At 69.4% G+C, this 15,703-nt stretch carries 12 protein-coding genes; 1 reads left to right on the plus strand and 11 read right to left on the minus strand.

What is annotated here, in order from left to right; all coding sequences use genetic code 11:
- The first annotated feature begins 24 nt into the window (after positions 1-24).
- Complete coding sequence (locus JOD27_RS12235) at positions 25-813, plus strand: lipoyl protein ligase domain-containing protein (protein ID WP_204762296.1); 789 nt, start codon at positions 25-27, stop codon at positions 811-813.
- A 1-nt stretch (position 814) separates the two neighbouring features.
- Here the strand turns inward: JOD27_RS12235 and JOD27_RS12240 are convergent, their stop codons facing one another.
- From JOD27_RS12240 to JOD27_RS12290, 11 genes are all read right to left on the minus strand, one after another.
- Positions 815-2,152, minus strand: a complete 1,338-nt coding sequence (locus JOD27_RS12240) for an FAD-binding oxidoreductase (protein ID WP_204762297.1) — start codon at positions 2,150-2,152, stop codon at positions 815-817.
- On the minus strand, positions 2,149-3,834 hold the full coding sequence (gene tsrT, locus JOD27_RS12245; protein WP_204762298.1) for a tryptophan 2-C-methyltransferase: 1,686 nt from the start codon (positions 3,832-3,834) through the stop codon (positions 2,149-2,151). Before tsrT ends, JOD27_RS12240 begins: the two co-directional genes overlap by 4 nt.
- Before the next feature lie 239 nt (positions 3,835-4,073).
- Positions 4,074-5,267 (minus strand): acyl-CoA dehydrogenase family protein, encoded by a 1,194-nt coding sequence (locus JOD27_RS12250; RefSeq protein WP_204762299.1) that lies wholly within the window; start codon positions 5,265-5,267, stop codon positions 4,074-4,076.
- A gap of 16 nt (positions 5,268-5,283) precedes the next feature.
- Positions 5,284-6,483 (minus strand): acyl-CoA dehydrogenase family protein, encoded by a 1,200-nt coding sequence (locus JOD27_RS12255; RefSeq protein ID WP_204762300.1) that lies wholly within the window; start codon positions 6,481-6,483, stop codon positions 5,284-5,286.
- 11 nt (positions 6,484-6,494) lie between these two features.
- Positions 6,495-7,784, minus strand: coding sequence for an ATP-grasp domain-containing protein (locus JOD27_RS12260; RefSeq protein WP_204762301.1), 1,290 nt, complete (start codon positions 7,782-7,784; stop codon positions 6,495-6,497).
- Complete coding sequence (locus JOD27_RS12265) at positions 7,781-9,049, minus strand: lysine N(6)-hydroxylase/L-ornithine N(5)-oxygenase family protein (RefSeq protein ID WP_204762302.1); 1,269 nt, start codon at positions 9,047-9,049, stop codon at positions 7,781-7,783. The genes JOD27_RS12260 and JOD27_RS12265 overlap by 4 nt, the downstream gene beginning before the upstream one ends.
- Before the next feature lie 91 nt (positions 9,050-9,140).
- The gene (locus JOD27_RS12270) at positions 9,141-10,376 is read right to left on the minus strand and encodes an ATP-grasp domain-containing protein (protein WP_204762303.1); all 1,236 of its coding nucleotides are present in this window, start codon (positions 10,374-10,376) and stop codon (positions 9,141-9,143) included.
- Positions 10,373-11,587 carry an MFS transporter gene (locus JOD27_RS12275; RefSeq protein WP_204762304.1) on the minus strand — a complete coding sequence of 405 codons (1,215 nt, stop codon included), beginning with the start codon at positions 11,585-11,587 and terminating at the stop codon, positions 10,373-10,375. The genes JOD27_RS12270 and JOD27_RS12275 overlap by 4 nt, the downstream gene beginning before the upstream one ends.
- A gap of 43 nt (positions 11,588-11,630) precedes the next feature.
- Positions 11,631-12,791, minus strand: a complete 1,161-nt coding sequence (locus tag JOD27_RS12280; RefSeq protein ID WP_372441693.1) for an NAD(P)/FAD-dependent oxidoreductase — start codon at positions 12,789-12,791, stop codon at positions 11,631-11,633.
- A complete protein-coding gene (locus JOD27_RS12285; RefSeq protein WP_204762306.1) occupies positions 12,674-14,188 on the minus strand; it encodes a class I tRNA ligase family protein in 1,515 nt (504 codons plus the stop codon). Before JOD27_RS12285 ends, JOD27_RS12280 begins: the two co-directional genes overlap by 118 nt.
- On the minus strand, positions 14,188-15,462 hold the full coding sequence (locus JOD27_RS12290; RefSeq protein WP_307830097.1) for a lysine N(6)-hydroxylase/L-ornithine N(5)-oxygenase family protein: 1,275 nt from the start codon (positions 15,460-15,462) through the stop codon (positions 14,188-14,190). Before JOD27_RS12290 ends, JOD27_RS12285 begins: the two co-directional genes overlap by 1 nt.
- Positions 15,463-15,703: the final 241 nt, after the last annotated feature.

A 15,703-nucleotide genomic window follows, 5' to 3' on the forward strand; every position in this document is an offset into this window, starting at 1 on the left:
GGGTCGTGATCGAGAATCACGGGCGTGAAGAACCGTCTGCTGGTGTCCGGAAGTGCCGGGCCCGCCGTCACCGAGCTGGTGATCCCGGCGTTGTTGCTGCGCGCACCGAGTGCGACGTGGTCTGAGCTCGTCCACGTGTACGTGCCACATGGGCCAATGGTCGCCTTCAGCGGCCGGGACCTGCGCTCGCCCGGCATCGCCGCCGCCACCGAGGTGGCGCGTGCGGCCGGCTTCGAGACCGTGGTCCGGTCACCGGGCGGACGGATGGTCGCCTACGACAGCGGCGCCGTCGTGATCGACCACCTCGACCGCACCACCGGCATCCGGCACGCGGGCAGCGCCACGTTCGCGGACAACGCGGAGAACCACGCCAGGGTGCTGCGCGGGCTCGGCGACGTCGACGCCCGCGTCGGCGAGGTGGACGGGGAGTACTGCCCCGGCGAGTACAGCGTCAACGTCGGAGGCACGGCGAAGATCGTGGGCTCGGCGCAACGCGTCACCGCCACCGGTTCCCTGTTCAGCGCGGTGGTGCAGGTCGTCGTCTCGGACCGGGTGCGTGCCGTGATCGCGGACGTGTCCGACGCGCTCGGCTACGACCTGCGCCGCAGCTCCATCGCGGGCCTGGCCGACTACGCGCCCGCGCTGACCGCCGACGACGTGGCCGCGGCGTTCGCGGCGGACTACCGCGCCCGGCTCGGCCTGTCCGACGGAGAGCTGCCGGCCGAGGTGGTCACGCACGCGCGGACCGTCAGCGGCGGGTCGCCCTTCCACGTCGACGACTGGACACGGGCGAACCCGGTGGACGGCGCCTGACTCAGATCGCCTGGGAGAACTCGAAGAACCGATCCGGGTCGTACCGGCGTTTCACCTCGGCCAGCCGGGCGAGGTTCGGGCCGTGGTAGGCCTGCCGCCAGTCCGGCAGGTCCGGGTCGGTGAAGTTCAGGTAGGACGCGTTGTCGGTGTGTTCGCCGATGTCCTCGTGCAACGTCGTCAGCCACTCCAGGTTGTCGCACACCACCTGCGGACCGTCCGACGGCATCCACGACGTGTCCAGCGACACCAGGAACAACGCGTCGCGGTGCGGGAACGCCGTTTCCGTCGGGGACAGCGCGTTGATCGCACCACCCCAGCCGAACAGCGCCGCGCCTCCGCCGTCGGGATTGCCGCTGCCGGGCCACTTGCCGACGGCCGCGACGAGCGTGCGCACGCCTTCTTCTGGCAGGGGAACGGACGTCGTGCGCGTCCGGCCCGCGAACGCGCCACCGGCCGTCTCGTGGTGCACGTACTCCACCGCTTCCCAGTACGTCCGATCCTCGATGTCACAGCGGAACGGCCGGGTACCCGTCAACGGCGCGAGCAACGCGCGCAGCTCGTCTGCCGACCCGAGGTGCCAGCCGATCAGCGACACCATTCCGGTGCTGGTCAGGCCGATGCGCAACGCCAACGCGTCCGGTGCGGTGCGCTGGATCTCCTGCGCCAGCAGCACGACGTCGATCGCCTGCTCCCACTCCCACAGCAGCAGACAGGTCGCGCTGTCCACCACCGGGCGCGCCTGGAACGTGAACGACGTGTTGACGCCGAAGTTGCCGCCGCCACCACCTCGGCACGCCCAGAACAGGTCGGAGTTCTCGGCAGCGGAACAGGTCACCTCGCTCCCGTCCGCGAGCACGACATCGGTGCTGACGAGCGAGTCGCAGGTCAGGCCGAACGCCCGCGACACCGCCGCCACTCCCCCGCCCAGGGTGAGGCCACCGATGGCGACCTCGTCGGAGTTGCCCAGCGGGAACGTGATGTCGTGCGGCCGCAACGCCTCGTACAGCGCCCGCATCCGCGTTCCGCCGCCGACCGTGACCAGCGCCGTATCCGGGTCGACGTGCACCTGATCGAGCCCACGCAGGTCGAGGACCAGTCCGGTGCTGACGGACGTTCCGGCGTAGCTGTGGCCGCCGCCGCGCGCGACGAGCGGGACGTCGTTCTCCCGTGCCCACGTGATCGCCGTGACAACGTCCTCTGTGGACTTCGCCGACAGCACCGCCGCGGGCACGATGCCGGCATAGCGTTCGTTGAACGGCTTGCTGCTCGTCGTGAACCCGTCGTCGCCCGGCAGCAGCACCCGGCCGCGGACCCTGGCGGCGAGACCGTCGAACGTCACTGGACGACCCCTGCCAGCTGGGCTTCGCGCAGGATCTCCTCGCGTTCCCGCCAATGCGACCAGAACGCGCCCTTGTAGCCGAGGCTGGTCAGGCCGATGAGGAACGGGTTGTCGGCGTAGTTGTTCTCGGACTCGCTCATGCCCGCGAGCGTCGGCAGCATGACGCGGTGGTGGTCCGCCGGGTCGACGAGCGACCAGAGGTACTCGACCGTGCGCGACCAGCGGCCGTTCGGGTCGGTGTTCGTGCCCTCGTCCTCCAGCAGGTCCGGCGAGAAGTAGCAGACGAGCCGGAACTCGCCGCGCTCGTCGAACATGAACTGCCTCTCGTACTCGACGAGGCCGGCGCACATCTCCAACGGCTTCAGGATGATCGGCCCACTCGCGGTGTTCGACTGCAGACCCGGCACCGTGCGGACGCCGGCGCACTGCTCGGCGATCGAGATGCCGAGCGGGTGGTGCGGGAACAGCCGCAGTCCCAGCGAGAACGCGGTGACCGTGGCGTCCAGCGCCATGAACGCGTCGACGCAGTCGCGCATGGTCTCCCACGTCTCGCCCGGCATCGCGAACAGCGCTTCGACCATGGTCTTGATCCCACGCTCACGGCACAGCCGCACGAGTCGCTCGGTGTCGTCGAAGGTGTAGTACGTCGTGCCCTTGCCGGTGACCTTCCAGTTCGCGAGCACGTCCGGCCGGATGTGGTCGCTGCCGACGTTCACGCCCTGGCACCCCGCCGCGGCGAGCAGGTCGGCGAACTCCTCGTCGAACGGCGAGGGCTGGCAGTAGACCCACAGGCGCAGGTCGTTGAGCGGGTTGGCGGCGCTCGCGTGCTTGCGCCGCACGATCTCGCGCAGCACGTTCTTGGCGTGCGAGATCGACAGGTTGAACTCGCTGTCGGTGGTGTGCTGGTCGAAGATCCCCTGCGCCGCCAACGACTGCATCTCGTCCACGACGGCGGCGACGTCACGGCGTGCGACGGCACCGCCCTTCGCGTCGGGTTCGACGCAGTGCGCGCACCGGTAGACGCAGCCGGACTTGGTCAGGATGCCCGCGAGGCCACCACGCCGGTAGTACTCACCGTTGTCCACTTTGTACTTGTCGCCGGATCTTCTGATGTAGGTCCCGGCACCGTCGACCTGCCACGTCTTGACCACGGTCGGCCCGACGAGCGGCCGGGGCGTGAGGACGGTGGAGGTGCGGACGATCCCGTCCGGGGTGTTGCGGATCAGACCGTCCACAGTGGAGGTGTCGCGTCCGGTGGCGATGGCGTCGGCGAGGTCGACCACGATCACCTCACCCGGCCCCTTCACGCCGTAGTCGACGCCGAAGTAGTCGACGAGCGCGAACGGCATCGTGGAGAAGCCGATGCCTCCCGCGACGATCGGTGCCTCGGTCAGGCGGATGATCTCGGTGATGATCTCCTTGTGCTCGCCCACGAAAGGGCGTTGCTCGAACGCGTACACGGTGTCGGTGTTGCGCACCGTGATGCCGACCAGCATCGGTTCGCGCGTCGTGAAGTACTCCGTCAGGAACGTCTTCCAGTCGTCGCGGTGGAACGTCAGGTCCACCACCTCGACCTCGAACCCCGCGTTCTCCAGCGACGTGGTGAGCACGTCGAGCGCGTACGGTGCGATCGGCGGGTGCACCTTGTTCGGGTTGACGAGTGTTACCAGGCCTCTGCTCATCGAATCTTCCCCGCTAATCGGTCAGCTAATGGCGTGCCGCGCACCGTTGGCCAAGTGATCGGGGCGTCTGCAAGTACCACCAACTCATGATCGAATCGCCTGTAACTACACCCAACCTGTTCGTCACACGTCGAACCCGCGTGGCGTCGCTCGCCGCCACACGAGCGAGTTGGTAGTAGAAAAGCGCCTGTTGATGTTGAGTTGGTGGTACTTGCAGACGCCCGAAGCCAACGAGGCGACTAGACGATGCCGAGGGCGATGCCGAACTCGGGCTTGGCGTTCAGGAGGTAGGCGCCGGCGGACTGGAGGATCCGGTCCTGCGCGGCGAGGTGCTGGCAGATCGTGGCGGTGTCGCGCAGCCAGCGGTCCATCGGCGACGACTTGTGGATCGACCACGTCTGCAGCAGGTCGAACAGGCGGCCCACGATCGAGCGCGACATGCGGAACGCGTGCACCCACGACAGCGGGCAGGCGGCGCGGTCGATCGGGTCGAGGTCGTCGAGCACTCCACCGGCGGCCAGCACTTCCCACTGGCGTTCCAGTGCCCCGTAGACACCGGCACGCGTGGCGTTGAAGTCGGCTTCACATGCCGCCAGCGTCACCTGCACACGCCAGATGTCCGCCCAGTCCGTGCCGGTCATGCGGTCGACGCGCTGCAACACGCACTCGCGGGCGTAGTCCAACGCCGCCCGCGCGACACCGAGCGCGACGCCGCACATCGTGCGGGTGAACGCGTCCGGCTGGGCGAGCGGGCCGCGGCGGCCGCGGACGTCGTCGAAGCTGAACGAGTGCTCCTCCGGCACGAACACGTCGGTGATCGTGTAGTCGCAGCTGCCGCTGCCGCGCAGACCGGTGGTGTCCCAGTTGTCGATCACCTCGACCTGCTCGCGCGGCACGAGGAACTGGCGCGACTCGTGCGGGTTGCTGCCGTCCGGGCTCGCGTACTTCTTGCCGTCCTGGTAGACGAACCCGCCGGAGATCACCCAGTCGGCGTGGGTGATGCCGCTGCCGAACGGCCACCGCCCGGTGAGCCGGTAGCCGCCGGGCACCTTCTCGGCGCGGCCGGACGGCTGCAGCAGACCGGCGACGATCTGGTCGGGGTTCGGGAACATCTCCTTGGCCACGACCGGGTCGATGAACTCGGCGTAGATGCCGGTGTTCGACCCGATCATCGAGCACCAGCCGACCGAAGCGTCCCCGTAGGACAGTGCCTCGACGACCTCCAGCTGTTCCATCGAGGTCAGTTCCAGGCCACCCCAGTGCTTTCCGAAGCACATGCGGAAAACACCGTTGTCCCGCAAGGTGTCCACAATGTCCTGTGGCAGGTGGCGCAGTTCCTCGATCTCCGCGGACCGTTCCCGCAGCATCGGCGCCAACGCCCTGGCGCGTTCGATGAGCTCCGCGGCCGTGGTGGCGGCGGGTTCCCTCGTCATGGTCACCTGAACTCCCCTACTTGACGATGCCGAGGCAGATGCGGAACTTGGGCCGGCGACCGAGCAGGTACGCGCCAGCCGACTCGAGGATCGCGTCCTGCGCCGAGAGGTTCTGGCACATGGTCGCGGTGTCGCGCAGCCAGCGGTCCATCGGCGAGGACCGGTGGATCGACCACGTCTGCAGCAGGTCGAACAGCCGGTTCACGATCGAGCGGGACGTGCGGAACGCGTGCAGCCACGCGATCGGCGACGCGGCGCGTTCGTTCATCGTGAGGTCGTCGAGCGTGCCGCCGGACGACAGGACCTCCCACTGCCGCGTCATCGCCGAGTACACGCCGTTGCGGGTGGCGTTGAAGTCGGCCTCGCACTCGGCGAGCGTGACCTGGACGCGCCAGATGTCCGCCCAGTCCGTGCCGGTCATCCGGTCGACGCGCTGCAGCACGATCTCGCGGGCGTAGTCCAACGCCGCACGCGCTACTCCGAGCGGAACACCGCAGAGGCTGCGCATGAACGACTCGGGCTGCGCGAGCGGGTGCGGCGAGCAGCGCGGGTTGTCGAACGTCAGGGTGTGCGCCTCCGGCACGAACACGTCCGTGATCGTGTAGTCGGAGCTGCCGCTGCCGCGCAGACCGGTGGTGTCCCAGTTGTCGAGGATCTCGACCTGGCTCTGCGGCACGAGGAACTGGCGTGACTCGTGCGGGTTGCTGCCGTCCGGGCTCGCGTACGGCTCGCCGTTGGAGAAGACGAACGCGCCGGACATCACCCAGTCGGCGTGGTGGATGGTGCTGCCGAACGACCAGCGGCCGCTCAGCAGGAACCCGCCGGGCACCTTGTCGGCGCGCCCGGCAGGGGCGAGCACGCCGGCGGTGACCATGTCGAGCCGCGGGTAGACCTCGCGGACGACGTCCGGTTCCAGGAAGTTCGCCAGCAGACCGGTGTTCGCGCCGATGATGCCGCACCACGCGGCGGACGCGTCGCCGTACGCGAGCGCCTCGGCGACCTGCGTCTGCTCCATCGACGTGAGCTCGGGGCCGCCCCACTCGCGGCGGAAGCACATGCGGTGCACGCCGGTGGCGCGCAGCAGCTCGACGACGTCCGCCGGGAGCTGCCCTGCCTGCTCGATCTCCGCCGACCGTTCGCGCAGCACCGGCGCGAGCGCCTTGGCACGGGCGATGATCTCGGTCGCCGTGCGGGGCTCGTCGGCCACCGTCGTCATGTTCTCGCTCCTCACTCGTCCACGTCCAGAAGCCCCGCGGGCATCGCGAAGGGCGCGTCGGGATCGGCCGGCCCGACCGGTTCGGTCTCCAGCTCCACCAGGGCGGCGGCGGTCTCCAGCCGGTCGAGGCACGTCTGCGTGTCGTCGGCCTCGCACACGACGAACGAGTGCCGCGCCAGGTAACCGCCGGGAGGCAGCCGCAACGTCGTGCCGGGCTCGCACATCGGCGAGGCCGCGACCAGGCCGGGCGCCTCGGCGGGCACCTCGATCGACTTCAGCAGGCAGTCCTCTGCCGGGTAGCCGAACCGGATGCCCGCGACGCGGCGGTGCTTCGGCGTGATGTCCGGCCGCTGCCCGGTCGTGACGTCGAACAGCACCTCGCCGGGTTCGATGCCGGTGGCGGTGCGGCCCAGGAACGGGATGAGGTCGCCGCCCAGCCTGCCGTTGATCTCGATGATCAGCGGGCCGCGGTCGGTCAGCCGCACCTCCGCGTGCGTGATGCCGTTCTCGATGCCGAGCGCCTCGTGGGCCTTCGCGAGGTGCCGCATCAGGTCCTGGTCGTCGAGCAGCGGGTCGTTCGCGTCGACCACGTGCCCGACCTCCTCGAAGTACGGGTGGTCGCTGGAGTGCTTGCGCGCCACGAACATCGGCAGGTACTCGCCTTTGTGGACAGCGCCGTCGACGCTGATCTCCTGGCCTGGCGCGTAGCGTTCGACGATCGCACTCGCCCGGTAGGGGCCGGGGTCGACCTCGCTCGCCGACAAGGCGGTGTGGAACGCCTCGTCGAGCTCGGACTCGTCGGTGGCGAAGACGACTCCGATGCTGGCACCCATCGCGCGGGGCTTGATCACGACCGGATAGCCGATGCGTTCCGCCGCGGCACGGGCCTGCTCGACGGTCGTCGTGAGCTCGAAACCCGGCTGGTGCAGGCCCGCGGCGGTGAGTACGGCACGGGTGCGTTCCTTGTCGCGGCAGCCGCGCACGCCCGCCGCGGACAGGCCTGGTACGCCGAACTCGGCGGCGAGCAGGCCCGCGTCGAGGACAAGGGGTTCGTCCCAGCACATCAGCCCGACGACGGCGCGGCGGGCCACGACTGCCCTGGCGGCCTCGCCCATGACGTCCGAGTCGAAGACGTTCGCGACGATGATCTCGTCGAAGTACTGGCGCTGCCAGGTGGGTTTGAGGTTGTTGATCAGGACCAGGTCGATGCCCGCCGCCTTGGCGCGGCGGGCGATCGGCGCGACGAGGTACTCGCGGTAGACCTTGAGTCCGCTGCCGATGACGAGGATCGCGGGGTTCATGCGGTGGCTCCCGTTCTGCGGGTGAGCAGGTCGGTGAGGATGTCCTGCGAGCGGTGGGCGATGACGCTGATCAGCGAGTCGGCGATGCCGTGCGTCTCCTCGTTCACGCCCTGCAGGTACATGGCGCCCCACGCGGAGTCGCCGAGGTCGACCCGGTAGCTGCGGTTGACGGTGATCTCGTCGATGCCGGCCCGTTCGGCGAGATCGCGGACGAGCCACGGCATGCGCGGGTCGTAGCCGGTGCCCAGCAGCACGAGGTCACTGTGCAACGGCTCGACCTTGCCGCTCATGCGGTCACGCAGGTCGAGGACCACCTCGTCGTTCTCCACGCGGGCGGCGACGACCTCGGTCATCGGCCGCACCCACGAGCGCTGCGGGCCGAGCGTCTTCTGCTGGTACAGCATCGTGTAGAGCTGGTCGAGGAACTCCGGCGCGAGGCCGGCGTAGTTGGTGAGCCGCATCTCGCCGAGGATCTGCTTGCGCACCTCGGGCGGGCTGTCGTAGAACTCGTCGACGAACGACGGGTAGAACAGCTCGTTCACGAACTTGCTGTGCTGGTAGTTCTGCAGCCCGATCGACCGGACGACCATCGTCACCTGGCTCTCGGGCAGATTCTGGTGCAGCGCGTAGAACATCTCCGCCGCGCTCTGCGCTCCACCCACGACCACGGCGCGCACCGGCTTGTCCTTCGGGATCTGCGCGATCCTGGTGCGGTACTGGGCGCTGTGCACGATCCGTTCGGCCGGCAGCTCGCCGAACACGTCCGGGATGCGCGGGTCACGACCACCGCCGACGACGAGATCGCGGCACCGGATCCGACCACCGTCCACAAGGGACACCTCCCAGCCGGTGATCGTCCCGTCGCCCGACCGCGTCGGCTCGATGCTCTGCGCGCGGGAGTCGTAGCGGATCTGCACGCGCTCCAACGACTTCGCCGCCCACTGGAGGTAGTCCGAGAGCTCCCAGCGGAACGGACTGAACGTACCGAGGTTGACGAACTCGTCGAGCCGCCCCTGGTCGTGCAGGAAGTTGAGGAACGAGAAGCGGCTGCGCGGGTTGCGCAACGTCACCAGGTCCTTGAGGAACGAGACCTGGCTGCGCGCCCACGGCATGAGCAGGTTGCGCTGCCACTTGACGTCCGGGCTCTGCTCCAGCAGAAGGGTGTTCTCGGCGAGGTCCGACTCGGACTCCTCGATCGCGACGGCGAGCGCCAGGTTCGCCGGTCCCGCGCCGATCGCCAGTACCCCAACCTCTCGGTCAGTCACAGTGCCCCCTCCGATGGTTTCGCAGCCGAAAACCAAGCTAGACAACGAAGTTCCCCGAGAAGAAGAGGAACCGTTCCCGACCGAGCGGGAATTACCGGACTTCGATGTGGACGGTGTTCGCCGCGTTTTCCGCGCGCCGCAACGCTTCCGCGGACGTGTCGCCGGTGGCCATGACGATGCCCGCGCGGTCCCACGAGCTGCGCAGGCCGTCGAACCTCTCCCCCGGCGCGACCGTCACCTGCAGCAGGTGCACTCCGTCGAGCCGCCGCGCCTCGTCCACGCCCTCGACGCTCTCGACGACACCGGGCTCGATCGTCAGGAACCGCACGGCTGCACCGGACTTCGCCCGGGCCGGCAGGTCGCTCGGCGGGTCCTCGCCCTTGAGCACGGCGTAGTAGCAGCGCAGCAGCTCGACCGGGTACGCGAGCTGGACGACGTCCAGAATGCCGTCTCCCGCGAGCCTGCCCGCACACTCGACGAGGTGCGGGACGCCGCCCGCGACGATCCACTCGCAGTGCACGATGCCGTCGCGGAACCCGGTCGCGTCGATCACCAGCGCGGTGTCCTGTTTCAGCAGGTCGTCCAGCTCGGGCGGGATGTCCGCGGGCACGACGTGCGCGAGCTCGACCGGGCGCGGGCCGGGGACGAGCTGCTTGCCGGTGACGTTGGCCCACAACGGTTTCCCGTTCTGCACCAGCGTCTCGACGCTGAACTCCTCGCCCTCGACGAACTCCTCGGCGAGCATGGAGAGCTCCATCGGGCGGTCGGGGACGAAGATGCCCTCGTCCTGCGCGGTGCAGTGCGCCCAGGCCTGCTCGATGTCGTCGGGGTAGCGGATCACCTGGGTGCCCACGGAGGCCTGGCGGTTGGACGGCTTGAGCACTATCGGCCGGTCCTGCATGAACGCCAGGACGTCAGCCGGGCTCGTCACCCGCACGCTCGCCGGATTCCGGATGCCGGCGGACGCGGTGACCTGCCGTAGCAACGCCTTGTCCCGCATGATCTGCGCCGCCCCGAGCGTCGCCCCCGGCAACCCGTAGCGCTCGGCGAGCCGCGCGGCGAACGGTGTCGCGTACTCGATCGCGGGGATGATCGCCGCGGGGTCGAGATCGCGGTGGGTGTGGAAGAACTCGTCGGCCTTGCCCGGCGTGAGGTACTCCCACTCGATCAGGCCGCGGGCGAACCCGACGCCTTCGATCTGCTCACGTACGTGCCGCTTGCGCACCACGTCCGGTTCCTCGACGTAGATCAGCGAGTCGTCCGGCTGGAACTCGGCGATCAGGCCGAGCGTGACACCGACGAACCCGACGACGATGACGGGCTTCATGCCACACCTGCCTCTGCCGGCTCCTTCACCACGCGGACGCCGTACACGGCGAGCAGCCCGGCGACCCCGTTGACCAGCGCGATGACGATCCAGAACGCGCCACCGAGCGAGTTGAACGTGAACACGCCGAACAACGGCCCGATCGCGCACGCCAACCCGACCACGGCCTGCATCGTGCCGATGTAACGCGACTTGTACGCCGCCGGGAACTTCGCCGGGTGCGCGAACATGCTCGGCCCGGCGATCATCAGGCCGCTCACCGCGAACACGGCACCCAGGATCACGAACGTCCCGGAGTGCACGGCGAGGGCGTAGAGGGCGAAGCCGAACGAGTTCACCAGGTGCCCGGCGAGCACGGCGACGTGCACCGGGATCCTGACGATGTACGCCGTGATCTTCAGCTCGCACGTGATGAGCACGACCGACGAGATCGTCAGCACCGCGCTGTAGAGGCCGGTCGGGTACTTGTCCGCGACGATCTCCAGCGGCAGCGCCGTGACGGACTGCGCGTACGCGATCGTGCCGAGGAACACCGCCGCGAGGTAGGCGAGGTACTTGCCGTCCCGCAGCATCGTCGAGTACGCGGTGCGCGAGTCCACGGTGGACTTCTCTTCGTCCTCCTCCGGCGCCTCCACCCGCGGCAGCAGCGAGTACGCCAGCAGCGCGTAGATCAGCGCGGTGGCGCCGTCGACGTAGAACAGCAGGTCCCAGTCGACGAGAATCAGCCCGGCGGCGATCAGCGGGGCGAGAGCGGCGCCGGTGTTCAGCGCGATGCGCATCATCGAGAACGCCATCACCTGGTGCTCTTCCGGCATCAGGTCGCTGAGCAGCACTGCCGCGGCGGGCCGGTACGCCTGCGTCACGAGCCCCGCGAGGCCCACGACCAGGAACAGCACCACCGGCGTCTTGGCCACGAACGGGATCGACGACACCAGCGGCGCGGACGCCAGCATGGCCAGCGTGATCGTCGTGCGCGGCCCGAGCCGGTGCGTGAGCTCGCCGCCTAGCAACGTGCCGAAGATCGCCCCGACGCTGTACGCGGCGAGGCACAGGCCCGCCACGCCGATCGCGTCGCCGCGGAAGGTCAGGTACAGCAGGATGAACGTCTGGACGAACGCGCCGAGCTGGTTGATCAGTACGCCGCCGAGGAGGTAGCGCACGGGGGTGGGGGTCGCCCGCAACGTGGCGATCACCCCGGTCTTCTCTGCCATCAGGCTGACTCCTCAGGAGCGTTGACCGAACCGGAACCGGACATCACGCCGCCTCCCCGAGCGCACCGAGAGCTCCCACGATGCGCGCGGCCACCAGCGGCGCCGAAGCGAATCCCGAGCCCCCGCAGGCCGCGCGTGCCCAGACGGCCGGCGCCACCTCCGTGAGCTGGGCGCCACCCGTGACCGCGTCGGCGGCGTAGTGGCAGTGCTTCACCGCGACCACGGTGTATCGGTCCACATCGGACACGATGGACGCGGCGAGCAGCTGGTCGGCCCAGTCCTGGTAGAGCTCGACGCTGTCGACGGACTCGACCTCCCGGCAGACGGCGTTCGAGCTGATCTTCAGCAGGGTGCCGTCACCGGGCGGCAGCAGCCAGGCCCGGCCGTCGTCGCCGAGCCCGCCGGCACCGGGTGCGTTCTCCCACCAGCGCATCAGCGGCTCGGGAGGCCGCAGGTACACCATCGTCTGGCGGTGCAGCCGCACCGGGACGCCGACCAGCTCTGCGGTCCACGGGCCCTCGGCGACCAGCACCAGGTCCGCCCGTACCGTGACGCCGCCCTCGACGGAGACGCGGCCGGTTCCGACGGCGGTGACGCGGCTGTTGGGCCGCAACGACACCAGCGGGTGCTCGATCAGCCAGCGCACGGCCGCGACCAGCACTCGCGTCGCGAGCAACACCCCGGCGTCGACCTCCAGCACGCCCACCGCGTCCCGAGCGAACACCAGGTGCGGCAGCTTCTCCGGCTCCAGCGTCTCGACGGGCAGCCCCCACGCCATCGCCTGCCCGGCCATCACCGCGGCCTGAGCGCGCGGCCAGGCCGTGACGACGCCGACCCGGCGGTAGAACCTGGTGTCCAGCAACGACTCCAGCTCCAGCCACCGCCGGTGCGCGGCGACGCGGCCGAGGGTGGCGTCCACGTCGTCCGGGACGAACGTCCGGAGCGCGCGGTGCTGGTCGAACGACGTGGACACCGGACTGGGGATGCTGCCGCGGTCGAGCACGGTCACGCGGTGGCCGGCGAGCGCGCACTCCACCGCTGTCACGAGGCCGGTGACGCCCGCCCCGACGATGACGATCCTGGCCATCACTCGGGAAGTTCCGGCAGCCGCCGAGGCGTGAACCGCACAGTGTCGAACGTCGCCGGGATCGCGGTGTCCGGCAGCGCCGAGGCGGCGAGGTCGGTGAGGATCGGCGCGGCGCAGCGCAGGAACACGTCGACCTCGTGGCAGAAGTCGCCCGCGTTCCCGGCCGTGAGCGGGAAGGAGTCCAGGCGGGCGAGCTGCTCGGTGAGCGTGAACGCCGCCGCCGTGACGCTGAACCGACGCACGTCGTAGGCGCCGGCGAAGCGTTCGGCCATCAGCCGTGCGGCGACGCGGGAGCGCTCCGAGACCGGCAGCGGAGCCGGCGCCAGCGCGTTGACCCTGGCCGCGATCCGGTTCCACGGCGCGACCAGGCGCGACGACGTCACCTCCGCCATCGCGGCGCGGGTGAAGTTCGTGCGCTGGAACTCCGGGCTGGTCGAGGCGAGGTAGAACCGGACGACGTCGCGCGGGACACCCTGTCCGAGCAGCTCCTGGCCGGTGACGAGGTGGCCGCGGCTGGTCGAGAACTTGTCGTTCTCCAGCTCGTAGAACTCGTTGGTGACGAACTGCTCCGGCAGCACGTACTCCTCGAGGGCGAGCAGCATCGCGACACCGGCGACGGCGAACGCGAACCCCGCGTCGGAGCCGAAGAAGTACACGATCTCCGTGTCACCGAACCACAGCTGGTCGTCGCTCTCCAGCACCTCGCCTCGACGCTGCGCGGCGAGCGCGGACGCGTGGACGCTCCACGTGATCGTCTCGGTGTCCGAGTAGAACACCTGGCCGGCGACCTCGGGGAACGGCGCGGGGATGCCCCAGGAGATGGGCAGCGTGATCGGGTAGTCCGGCAACGGCCGCGCCAGCATCTCCTCGATCATCCGCGCGAGCCGCGGCCGCAACGTCGGCGCGTGCCGCGCGAAGAACTCCTCCAGTCCCGCCCGGTACTCCTCGACCGGCAGGACCAGCACCTCCGCCGAGCGCAGCTCGACCGGGTCGTCCGGGTCCAATGTGGACCGCGGGTCCACGAGCTCGCCGGAGGCGATCCAGTGGCCGCAGCCCTCGCACAGCCCGGCACAGCCGTCGCTCAGGCACACCGGGCAACCACCGCGCACGTACGCGTCGGTGAGGAACTCCCCGGTCCGCGGCGAGTACGGGAACTCGACTGCGCGCAACCGCAGTTTGCCCGCGCTGTGCAGGCGGTCGAAGAACGTGACGACCGTCTTGACGTACCGCTCGTCGAACCGCACGAACCCGTCCGGCTCGATGCCCATCGCCGCGAGCGACGCATCGACCTCGCTCGCCGACTTCTCCCGCAGGTCCTCCGGCCGGACGCCGAGGCGGCGGGCGGTGGTGACGATGTAGTTCTGCGTCGAGTGGATGCCGGTGCCGAACAGCACGTCGCACCCGGCGGCACGGGCGTACCGCGTGCAGATGTCGGCGGCCAGGAAGGGGCCGGCGAGGTGGCCCAGGTGCAGGTCGCCGTTCGCGGTCGGGCCTGGAGCGATCACCAGAAGCATCAGGCACTCCTCAGCTCAGCGGTACGACGGGCGAGCAGGTCGTTCACGATGTCCTGCGAACGGTGCGCGAGGACGCTGATCAGCGAGTCGGACATGCCGTGCGTCTTCTCGTTGACGCCCTGCAGGTACAACGCGCCCCACGCCGCGTCACCGATGTCGACGCGGTAGCAGCGGCTGACGGCGATGTCGTCCAGCCCGAGCCGGTCGGCGAGATCGCGTGCCATCGCGGGCATCCGCTGGTCGTAGCCGGTCCCGAGCACCACGAGGTCGCAGCGCACCGGCTCGACCTTGCCGGTCTTCCGGTCGTGCAGGTCGAGCACGATCTCGTCGCCGTCCTGCCGGGCGTTGACCACCTCGGTCATCGACCGGACGCTGGAACGCCGCGGTCCCAGCATCTTCTGCTGGTACAGCATCGTGTAGAGCTCGTCGAGGAACGGCGGCGCGAGGCCCGCGTAGTTCGCGAACCGCATCTCGTCGAGGATCTGCGCGCGCACCTCCTCCGGCGTGTCGTAGAACTCGTCCACGTAGGACGGGAAGAACGCCTCGTTGATGAACTTGCTGGTCTGGTAGTTCTGCGGGCCGATCGACCGCACCAGCCAGGTGACCTGGCTGTCGGGCAGGTCGGAGTGCAGCGCGTAGAACATCTCCGCGGCGCTCTGCGCGCCACCGACCACGACGGCGTGCAGTGGCCGGTCCTTCGGCACGTCACCGATGCGGTCGAGGTACTGCGAGCTGTGCACGACCTTGTCCGCGGGCAGGCCGGCGAACACCGCGGGCACGTGCGGGTCGCGGCCGCCGCCGACGACCAGGTCACGGCACCGGATCACGTCGCCGTTGGCGAGCGTCACGGTCCAGCCGGTGATCACACCGTCCTGCCGGACGGGATCGATCCGCGCGGCGCGGGCGTCGTAGCGGACGCCGACGCGGTCCAAAGAGGACGCGACCCACTGCAGGTAGTCGGACATCTCCCACCGGTACGGGTGGAACGTGCCGAGGTTGACGAACTCGTCGAGCCTGCCCTGGTCGTGCAGGAAGCTCAGGAACGAGAACCGGCTGCGCGGGTTGCGCAACGTCACGAGGTCCTTGATGAACGACACCTGGCTGCGCGCCCACGGCATCAGCGTGCCGCGCTGCCACCTGACGTCCTCGTGCTGCTCCAGCACGAGCGTGTCGCCCGCGAGCTCCCGCGCACCCGACTCCTCGATCGCGACCGCGAGGGCGAGGTTCGCCGGGCCCGCGCCGATCGCCAGTACGCCCACGTCTTGGACAGTCACACGTCCCCCTCTGTTCGTCCCCGAGTGGCGTTCCAGAGGCTAGGTAGCGGCACTTCCCCACAGGTAGGGGAACTGTTCCCGACCGCATGGGCAATGCCGATTCCCTTACGGGGCAAAGAAGTACGGAACCGGGTCACCGACAGTGATCATGCGCGGCGCTCACCGGGTGTCACCCGTTGCGCCGCCTCGTTGGACCGCTTCGCCGAACGGACGAGCCGAACGCAGTCACGCCGCTACTCCG

The organism is Lentzea nigeriaca (assembly GCF_016907955.1).
GTDB lineage: Bacteria > Actinomycetota > Actinomycetes > Mycobacteriales > Pseudonocardiaceae > Lentzea > Lentzea nigeriaca.

Bases quoted from the DNA above. Each gene is read 5' to 3' on its own strand.
- JOD27_RS12285 (WP_204762306.1), bottom strand. From the start codon at position 14,188: ATGCTTCTGGTGATCGCTCCAGGCCCGACCGCGAACGGCGACCTGCAC.
- JOD27_RS12250 (WP_204762299.1), bottom strand. From the start codon at position 5,267: ATGACGAGGGAACCCGCCGCCACCACGGCCGCGGAGCTCATCGAACGC.
- JOD27_RS12270 (WP_204762303.1), bottom strand. From the start codon at position 10,376: ATGAAGCCCGTCATCGTCGTCGGGTTCGTCGGTGTCACGCTCGGCCTG.
- tsrT (WP_204762298.1), bottom strand. From the start codon at position 3,834: ATGAGCAGAGGCCTGGTAACACTCGTCAACCCGAACAAGGTGCACCCG.
- JOD27_RS12260 (WP_204762301.1), bottom strand. From the start codon at position 7,784: ATGAACCCCGCGATCCTCGTCATCGGCAGCGGACTCAAGGTCTACCGC.
- JOD27_RS12255 (WP_204762300.1), bottom strand. From the start codon at position 6,483: ATGACGACGGTGGCCGACGAGCCCCGCACGGCGACCGAGATCATCGCC.
- JOD27_RS12275 (WP_204762304.1), bottom strand. From the start codon at position 11,587: ATGGCAGAGAAGACCGGGGTGATCGCCACGTTGCGGGCGACCCCCACC.